Origin of the sequence: Euzebya pacifica (assembly GCF_003344865.1) — a bacterium.
GTDB classification, from domain to species: Bacteria; Actinomycetota; Nitriliruptoria; order Euzebyales; family Euzebyaceae; genus Euzebya; species Euzebya pacifica.
The window spans coordinates 3,043,450-3,062,310 of record NZ_CP031165.1 but is presented as its reverse complement, the minus strand read 5'-3'; the positions used below and the strand labels follow the sequence as shown (position 1 = coordinate 3,062,310).

The 18,861-nt window shown below is 72.0% G+C and carries 14 protein-coding genes; 7 read left to right on the top strand and 7 right to left on the bottom strand.

Annotated elements, in window-relative coordinates; all coding sequences use genetic code 11:
• Positions 1-75: 75 nt before the first annotated feature.
• Positions 76-1,680, bottom strand: coding sequence for an EAL domain-containing protein (locus DVS28_RS13070; protein WP_164710482.1), 1,605 nt, complete (start codon positions 1,678-1,680; stop codon positions 76-78).
• Between the two features lie 169 nt (positions 1,681-1,849).
• Between DVS28_RS13070 and hrpA the strand changes: the two genes are divergently transcribed.
• Together hrpA and DVS28_RS13060 are read left to right on the top strand one after the other, a co-directional pair.
• Positions 1,850-5,638: an ATP-dependent RNA helicase HrpA gene (gene hrpA / locus DVS28_RS13065; RefSeq protein ID WP_164710481.1), complete on the top strand. Its 3,789-nt coding sequence runs from the start codon at positions 1,850-1,852 to the stop codon at positions 5,636-5,638.
• A gap of 39 nt (positions 5,639-5,677) precedes the next feature.
• Positions 5,678-6,160 carry an inorganic diphosphatase gene (locus DVS28_RS13060; protein WP_174236202.1) on the top strand — a complete coding sequence of 161 codons (483 nt, stop codon included), beginning with the start codon at positions 5,678-5,680 and terminating at the stop codon, positions 6,158-6,160.
• Positions 6,161-6,163: 3 nt separating this feature from the next.
• Here DVS28_RS13060 and DVS28_RS13055 read toward each other — a convergent pair whose 3' ends face one another.
• Complete coding sequence (locus tag DVS28_RS13055; protein WP_114591833.1) at positions 6,164-7,072, bottom strand: hypothetical protein; 909 nt, start codon at positions 7,070-7,072, stop codon at positions 6,164-6,166.
• A 9-nt stretch (positions 7,073-7,081) separates the two neighbouring features.
• A complete protein-coding gene (locus DVS28_RS13050; protein WP_114591832.1) occupies positions 7,082-7,339 on the bottom strand; it encodes a hypothetical protein in 258 nt (85 codons plus the stop codon).
• A 15-nt stretch (positions 7,340-7,354) separates the two neighbouring features.
• Here DVS28_RS13050 and DVS28_RS13045 point away from each other — a divergent pair, with 15 nt between their 5' ends.
• From DVS28_RS13045 to DVS28_RS13025, 5 genes are all read left to right on the top strand, one after another.
• Positions 7,355-8,509, top strand: coding sequence for an MFS transporter (locus DVS28_RS13045; protein WP_114591831.1), 1,155 nt, complete (start codon positions 7,355-7,357; stop codon positions 8,507-8,509).
• A gap of 346 nt (positions 8,510-8,855) precedes the next feature.
• Entirely contained in the window at positions 8,856-10,499 is a 1,644-nt protein-coding gene (locus DVS28_RS13040; protein WP_114591830.1) for a peptide chain release factor 3, read from the top strand.
• A gap of 7 nt (positions 10,500-10,506) precedes the next feature.
• Positions 10,507-12,030 carry an amidohydrolase gene (locus tag DVS28_RS13035; RefSeq protein WP_164710480.1) on the top strand — a complete coding sequence of 508 codons (1,524 nt, stop codon included), beginning with the start codon at positions 10,507-10,509 and terminating at the stop codon, positions 12,028-12,030.
• A 46-nt stretch (positions 12,031-12,076) separates the two neighbouring features.
• Positions 12,077-13,615, top strand: coding sequence for a flavin-containing monooxygenase (locus tag DVS28_RS13030; RefSeq protein ID WP_114591828.1), 1,539 nt, complete (start codon positions 12,077-12,079; stop codon positions 13,613-13,615).
• A gap of 70 nt (positions 13,616-13,685) precedes the next feature.
• Complete coding sequence (locus DVS28_RS13025) at positions 13,686-15,023, top strand: MXAN_6640 family putative metalloprotease (protein ID WP_164710479.1); 1,338 nt, start codon at positions 13,686-13,688, stop codon at positions 15,021-15,023.
• A gap of 21 nt (positions 15,024-15,044) precedes the next feature.
• Here DVS28_RS13025 and aat read toward each other — a convergent pair whose 3' ends face one another.
• From aat to DVS28_RS13005, 4 genes are read right to left on the bottom strand one after another with little or no spacing between them, the layout of a single operon-like run.
• On the bottom strand, positions 15,045-15,674 hold the full coding sequence (gene aat, locus DVS28_RS13020) for a leucyl/phenylalanyl-tRNA--protein transferase (protein ID WP_114591826.1): 630 nt from the start codon (positions 15,672-15,674) through the stop codon (positions 15,045-15,047).
• Positions 15,675-15,679: 5 nt separating this feature from the next.
• A complete protein-coding gene (locus tag DVS28_RS13015) occupies positions 15,680-16,525 on the bottom strand; it encodes a patatin-like phospholipase family protein (RefSeq protein WP_114591825.1) in 846 nt (281 codons plus the stop codon).
• A gap of 41 nt (positions 16,526-16,566) precedes the next feature.
• Positions 16,567-17,343, bottom strand: coding sequence for an enoyl-ACP reductase FabI (gene fabI, locus DVS28_RS13010; RefSeq protein WP_114594164.1), 777 nt, complete (start codon positions 17,341-17,343; stop codon positions 16,567-16,569).
• A gap of 59 nt (positions 17,344-17,402) precedes the next feature.
• The gene (locus DVS28_RS13005) at positions 17,403-18,848 is read right to left on the bottom strand and encodes an acyl-CoA carboxylase subunit beta (RefSeq protein ID WP_114591824.1); all 1,446 of its coding nucleotides are present in this window, start codon (positions 18,846-18,848) and stop codon (positions 17,403-17,405) included.
• Positions 18,849-18,861: the final 13 nt, after the last annotated feature.

The window sequence follows — 18,861 nt, the reverse complement described above, 5'->3', positions numbered from 1 at the left end:
AACCCTTCGTCGAGGCGTGGCGGAATCACGCACCCTATCCCCCTCGGACCAGAGCACGAGGGTGGAACGACAGGGTCAGGGCAGGCCGGGCCCGGTGGTCCGCGGTGCCTCGGCGGCGGACCGGGGCTCGCCCAGCAGATGACCCTGCACGTAGGCGACACCGAGGTCCTCCAGGACAGCCAGCTCCTCGGCCCGTTCGACTCCCTCGGCGATCACCTGTGCCCCGAGCTCCTCCGCGAACCCCCGGACACCCGAGATGAGCGCCTGCCGGGCCCCGTCGGTGTCGACCTCGCGAACCCAGGCCTTGTCGAGCTTGACGAAGTCGGGTTCGAGCGCGAGCACATGCGCCAGGCAGGCGTACCCGGACCCGGCGTCGTCGATCGACAGCTTCGGACTGCCCGGCAGGGTCGCGAGTGCCCGCAGCAGCACCGCGTAGTCCTCGATCGGATCGTGTTCGGTCAGCTCCAGGACGACCTGCCGGTCGGTCCGTGCCAGGACGGCGGGCAACCGCCGGTCCAGCATCACGGAGGGCGAGAGGTTCAGGGCGACCCACGACGCCGTCGGCAGCGCCTCGGCAGCACGCAGCTGCTGGGTCATGGCCGCGAGCTCGAGCTCGACCCGGACCCCGAGCAGTCCGGCGGACCGGAAGCGCGGTTCGGGCGGCGTCCCGTCCACGAACCGGGTCAGGGCCTCGAACCCCTCCACCCGCAGCGAACCGGCCCGCGCAACCGGTTGGAACACCGACGCGACCCCGTTGCCTGCCACGGCCGCCTCGAGGGCCTCGAGGTCGTGGCGGGTCCGGACCTCCGTGGCGAGCAGCTCGCCGAACCGGGATGCCGCAGCGCGGGCCAGGCCGGCGGTGCCCGACAGGATCCTGGATCGTTCACGGGTCCCCCGGAGGCTTGCCGTGCCGAGGACGGCGACCGTCCTCCCCCCGTGGACGAGCGGGGCCGCGCACACGAGGGACGGCGCGCCCCCGATTATCGAGGACAACGCCATCCCGCTGGCCGGTTCCACCCATGGGCCCGCCTCGGCCTGGGCCCGCAGCGCACGGTCGGCCTCTGGTGGCACCGTCGCGCCGCTGCTCAGCGACACCCCCACCGTCGAGCCGGACAGCGCGATGACGCGACCGCTGCCCGGCCCGACCAACCCGACGACGACGGCCAGGTCCACGTCGGGCCACCCGAGCGCCCGGCTCGTCGCCGTCCGGGCCACGTCGATGGCGGTCGTGGCCCGCACCAACGCCGCCGACGCGTCGATCAGCAGGTCCTGATCGCGTGCCCGGTCGGCCACCAGGGCCGCGAGCCGTCCGGCGTGGTTGACGTGGGACCTGACGCGGGCCTTCAGCTCGACGGGCGTCATCTCCTTGTCGACGAAGTCCAGGGCACCTGCGTCGAGTCCCGCCACCCGCGAGTCGTGGTCGGCCCGGGCGCTGATCAGGATGACGGGGATCGTCCCGGTCTCGGAGGCCTGGCCGAGGTCCTCCAGCAGCTCGATCCCGTCGGCGTCGACGAGGTGGCGGTCCAGCACCACGACGGTGATCCCACCGTCGTGCACCAGGGCGAGGGCCTCCTCGACGGTACCGGCGACCACGACGTCCCACGAGTCGTCGTCCAGCACGACCGACAGCAGCGTCCGCACCGCAACGTCGTCGTCGACGACGAGCACGCGAGCGCGCATTGGTTCTTCCCTTTCGACGGGCTGGTACGTCGACCCCGAGGCCGAGTCGGCGGGACTGGCTGATGTCGACTGTACGCACGACCGTGGGACACGGAGGGTAGCCACGCCCCACGGGATACGACTAGTCCCTGCTGTCACGGTGGTCCGGGACACGTACCGTTCCAACGCCATGACCAGCACCGCCACCGGGGCACGAGGGGGGCCCGCAGGGGACCGCACGCCGTCCATCCCGACGCCGTCGCGGCCACCCGAGCTGCCCATCACCGACCGCGCCGACGAGATCGTGGCGGCCATCCGTGATCATCAGGTCGTCGTGGTCGCCGGTGAGACGGGATCGGGCAAGAGCACCCAGCTGCCCAAGCTGTGCATCGAGGCGGGACGGGGCACCAACGGCCTGATCGGCCACACCCAGCCCCGTCGGATCGCCGCCCGGGCCGTGGCCGAACGGGTCGCCGAGGAGCTGAACAGCCGCGTCGGCGACCTCGTCGGGTACGCCGTTCGCTTCACCGACACCGTGTCCAAGCGGTCGGTCATCAAGGTCATGACCGACGGGATCCTGCTCAACGAGCTGCAGAGGGATCGCCAGCTCCGCGCCTACGACACGATCATCATCGACGAGGCGCACGAGCGGGGCCTCAACATCGACTTCGTCCTCGGGTACCTGGCCCAGCTGCTGCCCAAGCGACCGGACCTGAAGCTGATCATCACGTCGGCGACGATCGACACCGAACGCTTCGCCGCACACTTCGCCACCGACGGGGTCCCCGCGCCCATCATCGAGGTCTCCGGCCGCACCTACCCGGTGGACGTGCGGTACCGCCCGCTGGAGCACGCCGACAGCGACGGCAACGTCGCGGAGCTGGACCTCGTGGACGGGATCGTCGAGGCGGTCGAGGAGCTCGTCGACCAGGGCCCGGGCGACATCCTGGTGTTCGCCAGCGGCGAACGGGACATCCGGGACGCCGCCGACGCGCTGGGCAAGGCCAAGCTGAAGGGCACCGAGATCCTGCCCCTGTACGCCCGGCTGTCGGCGGCCGAGCAGCACCGCGTCTTCAGCGGGCACAAGGGACGGCGGATCGTCATCGCGACCAACATCGCCGAGACCTCCCTGACCGTCCCCGGCATCCGTTACGTCGTCGACCCGGGCCTCGCCCGCATGTCGCGCTACAGCCGGAAGACCAAGGTCCAGCGGTTGCCGATCGAGAAGATCTCCCAGGCCTCGGCCAACCAGCGGTCCGGACGGTGTGGCCGACTGGGCCCGGGCGTGGCCATCCGCCTGTACGCCGAGGAGGACTTCGAGGCACGGCCCGCGTTCACCGAACCGGAGATCCTGCGCACCAACCTGGCCTCCGTCATCCTCCGGATGACCGCCATCGGACTCGGCGACGTCGACGCGTTCCCGTTCCTGGAGGCCCCCGACCGGCGGCAGGTGGCCGACGGCGTGGCCCTGCTGGAGGAGCTCGGGGCGATCGTGCCCGACGCGTCCGCCCCCGGAGGTCGGGCCCTCACCGAGGTGGGGACCCGGCTGGCACGGCTGCCGGTCGATCCCCGGCTCGCCCGGATGGTGCTGGCCGCCGAGGAGGAGGGCTGCGTCCACGAGGTCATGGTCATCGCCTCGGGGCTGTCGATCCAGGACCCGCGCGAACGGCCGCAGGACAAGGCCCACACCGCGGAGCAGTACCACGCCCGCTTCGTCGAACCGGGCTCGGACTTCCTCACGCTGCTGAACCTGTGGGACCACCTTCGCGACCAGCAGCACCAGCTGTCGGGCAACCAGTTCCGCAAGCGGTGCCGCCAGGAGTTCCTGCACTGGCTTCGCGTCCGCGAGTGGCAGGACGTGTACAGCCAGCTGCGGCGAATCGTCAAGGACCTGGGCATCGCCATCAGCAAGGATCCCGACAACCACGACGGCATCCACCGATCCATGCTGGCCGGGCTGCTGTCCAACGTCGGGGTCCGCGACGGGGACAGCCGCGAGTACCTCGGCACGCGCAGCACCCGGTTCGTCCTGGGCCGTCGGTCGGCGCTCGCCGACCATCCCCCCGGTTGGGTCGTCGCCGCCGAGCTGGTGGAGACCAACCGGCTGTGGGCGAGCATGGCCTCCGCGATCAGGCCACGCTGGATCGAGGAGCTCGCCGGTGACCTGGTCACCCGCAGCCACTCCGACCCCGAGTGGAGCCGGAACCGTGCCGCCGCGACCACCCTGGAGAAGGTGGTGTTCCGTGGCCTGCCGATCGTCCAGGGCCGGCGGATCAACCTGGGGCGGATCGACCGGGCGCAGGCCCGCGCCATGTTCATCGAGCATGCGCTCGTCAACGGGGACTGGGACCACAGCCATCGGTTCCTCGCCGCCAACGCTGACACCGTGGCCAGGGTGCGCGAGCTCGAGGCACGCCTCCGACGACCGGGGCTGCTGGCCCCCGAGGACGTCCTGGCCGACCACTACGACGCCCATGTGGGCGCCGACGTCGTCAACGGGGCATCGTTCGACAAGTGGTGGCGGGGTGTCTCCCGGGACCGTCCGCACCTGCTCGACGTGACCGTCGACCAGCTGCTGGCCGGTGGGCACGACAGCCTCGCGGACCTGACGCACTACCCCGACACGTGGACCGTTGGCGGCAACGACCTGTCGCTGGACTACGCCTACGATCCCGAGGACCCGCAGGCCGACGGCGTCACCGTGGACATCCCCCTGGAGATGTTGCCGCGCATCCAACCGGGCCACTTCGACTGGCAGGTCCCCGGCCTGCGGCACGAGCTGATCGTCGCGCTGATCCGTGCCCTGCCGAAGTCGCTGCGTCGCGCGCTCGTCCCCGCGCCCGACACCGCCACCAGGGCCCTGCAGCGCATCGGCCCCGACGACGGCCCGCTGCTGCCGGCGCTTGCCCGTGAGCTGACACGCCTGTCCGGCGTGACGATCACCCCGCAGGACTGGGCGGGGGCGAGGTTGCCCCCGCACCTGCGGATGCGGTACCGGATCGTCGGCGACAAGGGGCCGCTGGCGAGCGGGACCGACCTGTCGGCGCTCAAGGAGGGTGTCGCCACCCACCTCCGCTCCGCGGTCAGGAAGGCCGCGCCCTTCCCCGAACATCGCGGGTTGACCGACTGGACCTTCGGGGACCTGCCACGCGTCGTGTCCAACCGGGCCGGCGATGTCGAGGTGCGCGCCTACCCCACCCTGGTCGACGAGGGAACCACCGCTGGTGTCCGCAGCGTCACCACCGAGGCCGAGCAGGCACGCGCCATGGCGGCCGGGACGCGACGGCTGCTCCGCCTGGCCCTGCCGACGATGGTGCGGGTCGTCGCCGGACAGCTCGACCAGCAGCAGAAGCTGCAGCTGACCATGGCGCCCCACCCCGACGTGCCAGCCGTGATCGAGGACTGCCTGGACTGTGTCATCGACGCGATCGTCGAGGACGCCGGCGGTCCCGCGTGGACCGCAGCGGACTTCGCCGAGCTCCGCAAGGACGTCCGTGAGCGTGCCCCCAGGCTGGTCGTGGTGACCGCCAGGGCGACCGCGCACATCGTCCAACGAGCCGGCACCGTTCGCGAACGCCTGCGCCAGCCGCTGCCCCCGTCCTTCGACGACGCCAAGCGGGACGTCGCCCAGCAGCTGGGCCGGATGGTCTATCCCGGGTTCGTCGCCCGCACCGGTGGGTCACGCCTTCCCCACCTGCCCCGCTACCTGCAGGGCATGGTCGTCCGCCTCGACACCATGGGCCGCAACCCCGACCGCGACCGCGAGGGGATGGCGCTGGTTCGCGACCTGGAGGAGGAGCTGCGGCTGCTCGTCGACACGAGGGGCCCCTCGCTGGACCCGATCGCGGCCCAGTCGGTGCGCTGGCAGCTCGAGGAGCTTCGCATCAGCCTTTTCGCCCAGCAGGTCGGCACGGCCGAGCGGATCAGCGAGGCGCGGGTCAGGCAACGGCTGCTGGACCTGCGAACGGGCAGGGCCTGAGCCCTGACGACACCGTGTCCGCCTGCGATGATGCTGGCCATGACCGTCGATGTGTTCGTTGAGATTCCCGCGGGGTCCCGCAACAAGTACGAGTGGGACCACGAGATCGGAGGGTTCCGGCTGGACCGGATGCTGTTCTCGGCCGTCCACTACCCGGGCGACTACGGGTTCGTCCCCAACACCCTCTCCGGTGACGGCGACCCGCTGGACGCCCTGGTCCTGCTGGGCGTGCCGACCTTCCCCGGCTGCACCATCACCTCCAGGATCGTCGGGGTGTTCGACATGGCCGACGACAAGGGCGAGGACGCGAAGCTGATCACCGTCGCCGAGGCCGACCCCCGCTGGCAGCACGTCAGGGACCTCGTCGACCTGCCCAAGCACCTCCTCGACGAGGTGGAGCACTTCTTCAGCATCTACAAGGACCTCGAGGGCAAGTCGGTCCGGATCGACGGGTTCCGCGATCGCGCGGCGGCCCTCGAGCAGCTGGCCGAGGACACGGAGCGTTTCACCGCAACGGGGTGACCCTCAGGCGCGCAGGGGACCTCCGCGCCACCGCGTGCCGAACAGCACGGCGATCTGCACGACGCGGCCGCCGTCCAGCCTGACCGCCATCGGGCCGTCCAGCACCGTCGAGACGCCACGGGTGTCGCGCTGGTCCACGCCGAGGTCGACGTCGACGGACAGGTCGGGGCGGCAGCCCGGGGGGCCGCTGGCCGCGGTGCCCTGACACCAGATGGCACGGCCGTCCGGCTGGACCAGGACGTTGCCCTCCACGATCTGCCAGCCGTCACGGGCGGTCTGCAACGGGGCGAGGAACGCGGTGTGGTCCAGCGGTGCCGGTCCTGATGGGACAGGGACGTCGACGACCGGGTCCATGCGGCACCCGGCCGGCGGTCCCAGGCCATCGAGGGGGCCGCGCAGCGTGGGTCGCAGCAGCTCGGTGGGATGGTTGACGGGTTCGGCCGGGCCCACGCGCAACGGATCACCCACGTCGCTGCTGCCCTCCAGGATCGTCCAGGTGTGGGTGACGAGGTCGGCGGGTGGGACGTCGTGGTCGGTCGGCAGCCCGCTGGGGGACGCCCCCGTGTATCGCCGCCCGTCCGGGGCGAAGCTGCGGCCGTGGTGCCCGGCGACGAACCGGTCGCCGGCAGGACACCAGGCGACCAGCTCGCCGACCCCGCTGACCGTCTCCGGTGCCAGGGCCTGGATGACCCCGATGTCCTCGCCGCTGCCACGGACGATCCACACCGGCGTGCCGTCCGACAGCTGCGCCGCCTCGACGGAGTCCTCGGCGGGCAGGGCCACGACGTCGGGTCCGTCCCCGGCCGGCAGCAGTAGCCGGAGGAGCACGAACACGCCGACCGCGGCCACCACGACCCTGCCGAGGGGCCGGGTCGGACGGTCGAGGCCGCTGGCCTCGTGAACGGCGGTCACACCCCGACGCTACGGGAAGGAGCGGCCGGCGGGAAGGCCGGAGGCCACCGGTAGGCTGTCGCGGGTGCCCTCGCCCCGACCCGAACCGCTGTCGCCACCCGAGACGCCCGGTTCGGCGCGTCGCGCCGCGATGCTGCTCGGGGCGCTGATCGCCCTCACCGTCGTCGGATCCAGTGCGGTCGCGGTGGCCATCCCCGTCGTGCGGGCGGACCTCGACCTCACGGTCAGCGACGCCGCCTGGATCTTCTCGGTGTTCAGCCTGTCCATGTCGGTCGCCAGGCCGTGTTCGGACGCGTGGCCGACATCTTCGGCCTGCGGCGACCGCTCGTCGTCGGCGTTCTGGTCATGGCCCTCGGTGCCGCCATCGCCGCGTCAGCCCCGTCGCTGCCCGTCCTGCTGGGCGGCCGGGTGCTGCAGGGCATCGGTTCGGGGGCCGTGCCGGTGCTGGCCAACGGGATCGTGGCCGCCCGCTGGACGGGTCCCGCCCGCTCGGCGGTGTTCGGCAGCCTCTTCGCGGTCGTGTCAGCCGTGAGCGGCGCGGGACCCATCATCGGTGGTGGCGTGGAGACGTTGCTCGGCTGGCGCTGGGTGATCGCCATCCCCGTGGTCGCGGTGCTGCTGATCCGTCCGATCGTGCCGTTGGCACCCGACACCGTGCGCGGTGGCAGCTTCGACGCCCGTGGTGCGGCGCTGGTCTCGGCCCTCGTGTCGGGCGTCATGCTGCTGCTCCAGGCCCCGACCGCCGGGGCAGCAGCCGGGATGGTGGGCGCATGCCTCCTCCTCGTGTCCCTCCCGTTGCTCTGGGTCCACACCCGCCGGGCAGCGGACGGCTTCCTGCCCCACGCCGTGATCGGCAACCCGGCGATCCGCGCCTGCAGCATCGGCGGGCTGACGCTCCTCGGTGGGTACTTCGCGGCGCTGCTGGCGGTGCCCAGCCTGCTCGCGGAGACCCAGGGCTGGTCCTCCCTCGGCATCGGCCTGGCCATGCTGCCGGCGGCGGCCGCGGGGGCCGTCGGGTCCCGCGTCGTCGGACGGCTGCTGGCAGGCGGCGGACACTTCCGTACGGCCTCGGCGGTTGCGGCAGGCTCCGTGGCGACCCTGCTGCTGGCCGGCTTCGGCGGCGGGAGCCCATGGCTGCTCGTCCTCGGGGTCGCGGGGGCCTCCATCGGCTTCAGCGGCGGGAGCGTCGCCCTCAACGACCGGGTGACGCTGGCCGCAGACGACTCGACGCTCGGCGTCGCGCTGGGGATGGTCAACATGGTCCAGTTCGTCGGCGGCGCGATCGGCACGGCCCTGCTGGGCGGCCTCAGCGGCCTGGTCCCCCTCCACACCGCCCTCGGCCTCGCCGCTGTCCTGCCGACCATCGGCCTCGCCGTGCTCGTCCGCGCCGCCCGCCGGGACGCCACCGACCCCTCCCCCGCCCCCGCCAGCACCTGACCGACCATGCGGCCAGGTGGACTGGGCCCCCGACCCGACCCGACCCCGACCCCGACAGGAGCTCGTCTCGCCCCTCCCCGAATTCGGCACCCGGCCACAATTGTAGGAATGGGGGCGCGGGTGCACCCCTCCCCACAATCGTCGGCGAACGCCTCGTTGGCAGGCCCGGCAATCGGGCACGATCGTAGGAACGGGAGCGCGGGTGCACCCCTCCCCACAATCGTCGGGGAACGCCAGACTCGGGTGGACGGCCGATCTCGACCGCGGTCGGACCCGCCGTCGGGGCTGGGCGGACGGGCGTGGAGGCCATGCGGCGAGGTGGCCGCGGTGGCACCCTTGCTGGTCAATGTCCTCCACCCCCGCACCCAGCGCCAGCATCGCCACCGCCGCGTTCACCGACGCGGTCGGCCGGCGACGCACGTTCGCGATCATCTCCCACCCCGACGCGGGCAAGACCACGCTCACGGAGAAGTTCCTGCTGTACGCCGGGGCGGTGGGCGAGGCGGGGGCCGTCAAGTCGCGCCGGGTCGCCCGGGCGGCGCGAAGCGACTGGATGAAGCTGGAGCAGGAACGCGGCATCTCGGTGTCCTCCACCGTCCTGCATTTCGCCTACGGGGACTGGCGCTTCAACCTGCTCGACACCCCCGGGCACGCCGACTTCTCCGAGGACACCTACCGAACGCTCTGCGCTGCCGACGCCGCGGTGATGGTGCTCGACATCGCCAAGGGCCTCGAGCCACAGACGCTGAAGCTGTTCCAGGTCTGCCGTGACCGGGGCCTGCCGATCGTGACGTTCGTCAACAAGTGCGACCGGCCCGGCCTGCCGCCCCTCGGCCTGCTGGACGAGATCACCGAGCAGATCGGCCTGCAGCCGGTTCCGATCACGTGGCCGGTGGCCGACGGATCGGACTTCGCCGGCATCGTCGACCGTCGCACCGACGAGCTGGTCCGCTACGACCGCACCGCCCATGGGGCCCGCAAGGGCCAGGAGGTCGTCGAGCCGTGGGCGACCGCCGACCCGCAGGGCTGCCCGCCCGACCGCTGGGACGCCGCCAAGGAGGAGCTGGAGCTGCTGGACATGGAGGAGCGGGTCCTGGACCAGGACGCCTTCCTCGGTGGTACGCAGACCCCCGTCTTCTTCGGCTCGGCGCTGCAGAACTTCGGGGTGCGCCTGCTGCTGGAGGGCTTCGCCGAGCTGGCGCCTCCCCCCTCGGCTTCACCCGTGGACGAACCGGCCGACGCCGGCGCCCGCCCGGTCGCCGCCCCGTTCGCCGGCCAGGTCTTCAAGGTCCAGGCCAACATGAACCCCCGCCACCGCGACCGCATGGCGTTCCTGCGCGTCAACTCCGGCACCTTCGAGCGTGGCATGAGCGCCACGCTCGCCAGGACCGGGCGGACCTACCAGCTGAAGTACGCCCATCAGCTCTTCGCGGCGGACCGAAACACCGTCGACCTCGCCGTCGCCGGTGACATCGTCGGCCTGGTCAACGCCGCCGACCTCGTGCCCGGTGACACGCTGTACACCGACGACGCGGTGACGTTCCCCCCGATCCCGACCTTCGCCCCGGAGAAGTTCGTGTCGGTCCGTACCACCGACACCAAGCGCTACAAGCAGTTCCGCAAGGGGCTCGTGCAGCTCGACGAGGAAGGCGTCATCCACGTCCTGCGCCGGCCGGAGTTCGGCGACCAGGAGCCCATCCTCGCCGGCGTCGGGCAGCTGCAGTTCGAGGTGGCCGAGCACCGCTTCGAGCACGAGTTCGGCTGCCCCGTGCGGATGCAGCCCCTCCAGTGGGAGGTGGCACGGCGCATCGACGCCAGCGCCGTCGATGCGCTGCGCGGCCAGTTCAAGACCATGGTGGTCGAGGACTCCCAGGGCAACCACATGGCGCTGTTCGCGTCCTCGGTGGCGCTGGACAAGGCCGAGCGGGACCACCCCGACATCGCCTTCGAGCCACTCGGGACGGGCCTGGCCCGTCGCGTCGCTGCCTGATGCCGGCGTGACCGAACCGGGGGTGGGCGAACGCGTCCTGTGGGTGGGCCGCGGGCTCGCCGCCGTCGGGGGGATCGACCCGACCCACCGGGCCGTGCTGGTCGACGGGGACCAGATCGCCTGGACGGGCAGCGACCCGGCCGACGCACCCGCCCACGACCGGGTGGAGGACCTGGGTGCGGTGTGGCTGACCCCCGGGTTCGTCGACGCCCACGTGCACGCCACGGCGACCGGCCTCGAACGAGTCGGGGTCGCGCTCGCCGGCGCGAGGTCACTCGAGGACGCCCTTGCCCGCGTCCGCGCCCACGTCGAGCGCGTCGATCCGGCGGTCGTCCACGGCACCGGTTGGGACGACCAGTCCTGGCCCGAGCAGCGGCCACCGACCGCCGACGAGCTCTTCGACGCCGCCGGCGGCAGGCCGACGGTGCTGTTCAGGGTCGACGGCCACTCCTGTGTGGTCGACCGGGGCCTGCTCGCACGGCTGGACCTCGGCGCGGTCGGCCAGCACGTCATGCGCGACATCGACGGCTTGCCGACCGGCTGGCTGCTGGAGGAAGCCGTCGCCGTCGCCCAGGGCGCGCTGGTGGGGCTGCTCGGCCCGGCCGCCATCGACCGGGCCCGGCAGGAGACCTGTCGGGCGGCGTTGGCCCTGGGCATCACGTCCATCCACGAGATGGGGATTCCCGAGCTGTCCGACATCACCGACGCCCTCGCCTGGGCGACCGGTCCATGGCCGCTGGAGGTGCACGCGTACTGGGCGGACCTCGCCTGGCAATCCGGCGGCCCCCTCCGACCGGGTGGTGACCTGTTCCTCGACGGCTCCATCGGATCGTGTACCGCGGCGGCCAGCGCGCCCTACCTCGCCAACGACGGGGTCCGGATCAACGGCGAGCTGTTCCACGACGACGAGGCCGTGACCGACTTCTTCGTCCGGGCAACCCACGCCGGACTCGGCGCCGGCGTGCATGCCATCGGCGACGAGGCCACCGGCCAGGCCGTCCGGGCCCTCGTGCGAGCCGCCGAGGTCTGCGGCGTCGATGCGGTCCGCACGGCACGCCACCGCATCGAGCACCTCGAGCTCGTCAGCCGTGCCGACGTGACCACGCTCGGCCGCCTCGGGGTGGTCGCCAGCGTGCAACCTGCCTTCGACGCCACCTGGAACGGTCCGGCCGGGCTGTACGAGCACCGCTTCGGTCGCGACCGCGCCGACACGACCAACCCGTTCTCCTGGCTGGCAGCCGACGGTGTGGCGATGTGCTTCTCGTCGGACTCCACCGTCACCCCGATGGATCCATGGAGCGGCATCCGGGCCGCCCAGCACCACCACGGCGGACTGGCGATCGACCGTCGGACGGCGCTGGAGGCCGCCACCATCGGCGGGCACGTCGCGGTGGGCCGCGAGGACCTCGTGGGCGCGCTGCTGCCAGGACGTCGAGCCGACATCGTCGCCTGGCCGGGCGACCCCCTCACGAGCGACGCCCCGTGGGACTGGACTCCCACCGCCGTGCTCGTCGCGGGCCACCCCACCTGACGACCAACCTTCACGTGCCACCAAACGATGGTGCACAATCCGTGTCATGTTGAGCCTGCTCCTCGCCAAGGTGTCCACACCCCGCCCCACCCGAACGCTGCGCGTGGTGATCGTCGGGGCCGGCTTCAGCGGCATGGCGATGGCGCTGGCGATGAAGCGGGACGGCCACGCCGACGAGATGGTCATCATCGACGCGGCCGAGGACCTCGGCGGGACGTGGCGGGACAACACCTACCCCGGCTGTGCCTGCGACGTGCCCTCGCCGGTGTACTCCCTGCGCGGCCAGCCCAACGACTGGCCGCGGTTCTTCTCCGAACAGCCCGACATCCTCGACTACATGCACCGGGTCGCCGACCACCACGACCTGCGTCGCCACATGCGCTTCGGCACCGAGATCATCCGGCAGGAGTGGGACGAGGCCCGCGCCTGCTGGCTGCTGACGACGGCGGCGGGCGAGACGATGGAGGCCGACGTCGTCGTCAACGGTGTGGGTCCCCTGACCCGAGCGGTCATCCCGGACATCCCCGGCCGCGACGACTTCACCGGGCCAGCGTTCCACTCCGCCCACTGGCGCGACGACGTGGACCTCGAGGGTGCGAGGGTCGGCATCATCGGCACCGGGGCCTCGGCCGTGCAGATCGTCCCGAGCATCGTCGACGAGGTCGGCGCGATGACGGTCTTCCAGCGGACGCCCGGCTGGGTGCTGCCCAAGCTCGACCGCGAGTTCTCCGGCCTCGAACGGCTGCTCCTCCGGCGGGTCCCGGGGGCCCACCGCGTCCTGCGCGAGGTCACGAACCTGATCCTCGAGCACGGCGTGTGGCGCATGCTCGAACGCAACCCCCGGGCGGCGGCACGGCTCCGCAGCGCGGGCACCTGGAACATCCACCGCGCCGTGGAGGACCCCGACCTCCGCGAGAAGCTGACGCCGACGATCGAACCCGGCTGCAAGCGGCTGCTGCTCTCCAACACCTACTACCCGGCCCTGGCCCGCGACCACGTCGAGGTCGCGACCGAGGGCATCGAGCGGATCACCCCGTCGGGGGTCCGCCTGGTCGACGGCACCGAGGTGGCGCTCGACGTGATCATCTGGGGCACCGGCTTCGACGCCCACCACTTCTGGGCGCCCATGGAGGTCATAGGCCGGGACGGCCAGGACCTGCACGACGCCTGGTCCAGCCACGCAGCGGCCTACAACTCCCTGGCTGCCCCTGGGTTCCCGAACACCTTCTTCCTGCTCGGGCCCAACAGCGGCACCGGCCACAACTCCGTCGTGCTGATGGCCGAGGCCCAGGCCGACTACGTCGTCCAGGCCCTCGAACACCTTCGCGCCGGGCGCGCCGACTGGCTGGAACCGACCCAGCAGGCCGCCGACGCCTACGCCGCGGAGATGGCCGAACGGCACGCGGACCTGGTGTGGGCGTCGGGCTGCGGCAGCTGGTACCTCAACGAGGACGGCGTCAACGACACCCTCTACCCGGGCCGGGTGGGCCACTACCAGCGGCGGGTGTCGACCTTCGACCCCGAGTCGTGGTCCTTCGGCCGCCGTCGCGTTGCCCCCGCCGACGCCGAACCGGCGATCGCCTGACCCATGACGCCCGGGTGACGCTGCGACCGGTCGCCGGCTCGTGACGGGCTGGCGTCCTATCGTGGACATCGTGCGCAGCCTTGTCGTCCCGGCGTTGGTCGCCGTCGTCGTGGCGTTCGGCGGCGTCGCGGCGGAAACCGACGGGCCCCGGAACGCCCTTGACGGCACCGTCCTCCTGCGACCGACCACGGAGGGGTCCTCCGACGAGTTCCAGGCGCCCGAGGGGCAGCGCTACCACGTCGACACCCCGCACTTCCGGATCCACTTCACCGACACGGGACCGGACGCGGCAACGATCGCCTTCGTCAAGGACACCGCGACGGTCCTGGAGGAGGTGTGGGTCGCGGAGGTCGAGCGCCTCGGGTGGCCCGAACCGCTTCCCGACGAGGGCCTGGGTGGCACGGACCGCCACGGACAGGACCTGGTCGACGTCTACCTGGTGGACCTCGACGACGGGCCCTACGGCTATGTGGCAGCCGACGAGGAGAACCCCTGCGTCCTGTGCCGGTCGGTCCACGGGTTCCTCGTCCTGGAGAACGACTACATCGGCTACGAGCCCAACCCGCCCGATGCCCTCAGGTCGACCGCAGCCCACGAGTTCGCGCACCTGATCCACATGCGGATGGCCTGGGACGGGGAACCGTGGGCCTACGAGGCCACGGCCGTGTGGATGGAGCAGGCCGTCTATCCCGATGCCGATGCCCGCACCGCCTACCTGCAGGACTTCGCCGCGCGACCCGAGCTCCCGCTGTCGGACTTCTCCCTCGGCGGGGGCGGGTTCGACCGGGCCTACGGGGCCTACGTGTGGAACCTCTGGCTGGCCGAGCGGTACGGCGACGACGTGATCCGGCAGGTGTGGCAGGCCGCAAGTGACGCCGACTCCCACCTGCTCGGCGGGTACGCCACGGTCCTGGCCGAGCGCGGCACCTCCCTGGACGAGGAGATGGTGGCGTTCGTCGCCGCCACGGCGGCATGGGAGGTCGCCGGGTTCCCCGGCGAACCCCTTCCCTATCCCACGATCAGCCGCGCCGGCACGCTCGCCAGCGGCGAGGTGACGGAGGTCGCCGTCGACCACGCCGCCGCGCACGTCGTCGACCTCGAGGGGGTCGGTGACGCCGTCACGGTCACCGTGCGGGGACCGAGGCACGTTGCTGGTGGAGTCGCCGTCGTGGCCACGGGCGAGGGCCGGGTCGTCCAGGCGATCGACGGGACGCTCTTCGACGGCCAGGCCACGGTCACGTTGGTCGGCCTCGCTGATGCCGGACGGGTCTCGCTGGTGGTGGTCAACGCCGACGCCGCCCTGGCCCGGCCGAAGCGGGCCGGCGACGATCGGGCGTCCTACCTCAACGACGAGGTCGTCTGGGTGGTCGGCGTGGACGTCGACCCCGGCGCGCCCCAGAAGCGCTGACCCACCCCCCGACCCGACGGGTCACAGGAAGGTGATCGGGGCGTCCCGGACGGCGTGGAGCACGTCGAGGAAGGCTTCCCGGTCCACCATCCGGGCGCCCATCGACTCGAGGTGATCGGTGTGCAGCTGCGCATCGATCAGGGAGAAGCCGCGGTCGAGCAGGTGGTCGTCCAGCGCGACGAGCGCCACCTTCGAGGCGTTGCTGACCCGGTGGAACATCGATTCCCCGGTGAACACGCCGCCGACTGCGATGCCGTACAGGCCCCCGACCAGCACGCCGTCACGCCACACCTCCACCGAATGGGCGTGGCCCATCCGGTGCAGGGACTCGTAGGCCGCCTGCATCCGCTGGGTGATCCAGGTGCCCTCCTCGGCCCGGTCGGCACATGCTGCCATGACCGCCGGGAAGGCCGTGTCGAACGTGACGTCGAGGTCGTCCCTGCGGATCACCTGCCGCAACGACCGGGACCGCCTGACCGAACCGACGACGAACACCGCCCTCGGGTCGGGCGACCACCAGAACACCTCGCCGCCGCCGTCGGGCCACGGGAAGATGCCGTTGCGGTAGGCCTCGACGAGGGTGGACGGTCGGAAGTCCTCACCGATGGCCAGCGGGGCATCCGCCGGCGCCTGCCGCGGGTCGGGGAACATCGCGCTCACCCGTCCAGCAGCTCCAGCACCGCGTCGAGCTGCCCGCGCATCGCGTCGTACCCCATCTGCGCGAGGTCGTCGGCCCGGTCGAACGACAGCCACGAGACGCCGGCGCCGAACGGCGGGGCGACGACCACATCGGCCTGGATCAGCCGTGACTGGACGAACTCGGCCACGCCGATCTCCAGACCGCGCAGGACACCCTTGAGGGCCCCGTCCACCGTCGCCTCCCCCAGGCCCACCGGCGCCGACCCCACGTGGACCATCAGCACCACATCGGCGCCCATCGCCCGGGCCACGTCGACCGGTGCGGGGTCGGCGAACCCGCCGTCGAGGTAGCGGCCCTGCTCCAGCTCCAGTGGCCGCGTCAGCACCGGCAGGGCGGCGCTGGCCATCACCGCGTCGGTGACGTCCCCGGCGTCCAGGACGGCCCGTCGACCGCCGGCCAGGTCGGTGGCCACGGCCGCGAAGGGCATCCGCAGGTCGGCGAAGTCCGGGGTGCCCCCGAGCAGCTCGGCCATGGTCCGGCGGCCGAAGTCCTCGTACCCGTTGACCCCGAAGCTGACGACCTTCGGCGCCATCCGGACCGCGCTGCGGACCACCGCGCGCAGCAGGTCGAAGCCCTCGGCGTCCACGAGGTTCTCGTGGCCTGGCAGGGCGCTGCGGTCCAGCGACTGCAGCGCCGACAGCCAATCGGACCGGGCGGCGTAGGTCGCCCCCACGACCGCCCCCATCGAGACTCCGACCAGGACATCCGGATGCACGTCCACGTCGGCGAGGGCCCGGAGCACCCCGATGTGGGCCAGCCCGCGGGCGCCGCCTCCACCGAGGACGATTCCGAGCGTGGTCATGCCCCCATCATGGCAGCCACGTGCGGCCGCTCCCCCACGCCTCACGCACCGATCGCGTGCACGCCCCCGTCGCAGTGGACGATCTCGCCGGTGACCCCGGGCATCCAGTCCCCCAGCAGGCTGCACACCACTCGCGCCACCGGTTCGGTGTCGGTGATGTCCCAGCCCAGGGGGGCGCGTTCGCCCCAGGTGTCCTCGAAGGACTTGAAGCCCTCGATCTGCCGGGCCGCCATGGTCTTCAGGGGGCCTGCGGCGACGAGGTTGACCCGGGTGCCCTGGGCGCCGAGCTCACGGGCGGTGTACCGACAGGCGCTCTCCAGCCCCGCCTTGGCCACCCCCATCCAGTCGTAGCTGGGCCAGGCGACGGTCGCGTCGAAGTCCAGTCCCACGTAGGAGCCGCCGCCGCCCGCCTTGAGCAGGGGAGCCATGACCCGGGCGAGGGACGCGAAGCTGTAGGTCGACACCTGCACCGCGGTAGCGACGTCCTCCCACGGGGTCTCCAGGAAGTTGCCCCCGATGGCGCTCGCCGGTGCGAAGCCGATGGCGTGCACCACGCCGTCGACGGCACCCCACCGGTCACCGAGCTCGGCCACGACGGCACCCATCTGCTCGATGTCGGTGACGTCCATCTCCAGCACGTCGGGGGTGGACGGCAGCCGTTCGGCGACCCGGGTCGTCAACCGGATGCCCTTGCCGAACCCGGTCAGGACGATCTCTGCGCCCAGCTGCTGGGCCATGCGGGCGGTCGCGAAGGCGATCGACGCCTCGGTGAGGACGCCCGTCACGAGCAGGCGCTTGCCGGCGAGGAGCTGGGGCAGGTCGGTGGTCTGGCTGGTCATCGGGCGGTTCCTCCGGTCGACCCCGGAACGGGGACGGTCTACTGCGGCAGGTTGTCGTGTCGGAAACCGGGCTCCAGCGATCCGCGAACCGCGTTGAGGGTCCCGAGGAGCACCCTGCGGGTGTCACCCGGGTCGATGGTCTCGTCGACGCTCAGGATCTCGTTGGGCAGGTCGGGACGCAGGGCCTCGGCCTTGTACTTGGCGAGGTACTCCGGTCGGCTCGCCGGGTCCTCGGCGATCGGGCGGCGATACAGCACGTCGACCGCACCCTCTGCACCCATGACCGCAACCTCCGCACCCGGCCACGAGTAGACCGCGTCGGCACCGATGTTGCGCGAGTTCATGACGATGTACGCGCCGCCGTAGGCCTTGCGGAGGATCACCGTCGCCCGCGGCACCGTCGCCTCGGAGAAGGCGTACAGCAGCTTGGCGCCCTTGCGGATGATGCCCGCGGACTCCTGGCCGGTGCCGGGCAGGAACCCGGGGACGTCGACCAGGACCACCAGGGGCAACCCGAACGCGTCGCACAACCGGACGAACCGGGCGGCCTTCTCGCTGGCGGCGATGTCGAGGCACCCAGCCAGCACCGACGGCTGGTTGGCGACGACACCGACGGGACGGCCGTCCATGCGCGCGAAGGAGGTGACGATGTTGCGGGCGAACGCCTCGGAGAGCTCCAACATCGAGCCGCCGTCGACGATCCCGCGGATCACGTCGCGCACGTCGTAGGGCTGGCGGTGGTCGGTGGGGATCTCCGGCATCGCCTCGGGCGGGACCGGCGCGGCCAGCGGTGGTTCCTCCCAGGCCGAGGACGGCAGGTAGGACAGGACCCGTCGGGTCAGCTCCAGCGCACCCTCGGCATCATCGGCGACCAGGTGGGCCACGCCGCTCGTGGTGGAGTGCACGTCGGCACCTCCGAGGTCGGCCAGCGAGACGTCCTCGAACGTCACGGCCTTCACGACCTTGGGTCCCGTCACGAACATGTGGGCACGATCCCGGGCCATGATCACGACGTCGGTCAGGGCCGGGGAGTACACCGCGCCACCGGCGCAGGGGCCGAGGACCACGGAGATCTGCGGGACACGACCGGAGGACCGGACGTTGCGGTGGAAGATGTGGGCGTAGCCGTCGAGTGCGGCGACCCCCTCCTGGATCCGGGCCCCACCGCTGTCGAGGAGGCCGACGACCGGGATGCGACCGCGGCTGGCCTTGTCCTGGACCATGGCGATCTTCTGGGCGTGCACCTCGCCGAGCGAACCGCCGAGCGCGGTGGGGTCCTGGGCGAACAGGGCGACCGGACGGCCGTCGACGGTGACGGTGCCGGTCACGACGCCGTCACCATCGGGACGCTTGTCGGCAAGGCCGAAGGCGGTCACGTGGTGACGTGCCTGCGATCCGAACTCCACGAAGGAGCCGTCGTCGGCGAGCGTGTCGATCCGGCCCCGGGCGTCGGGCCGCTGGACGGGCGCTTGGGTGTCGGTCATCGGTTCCTCTGCT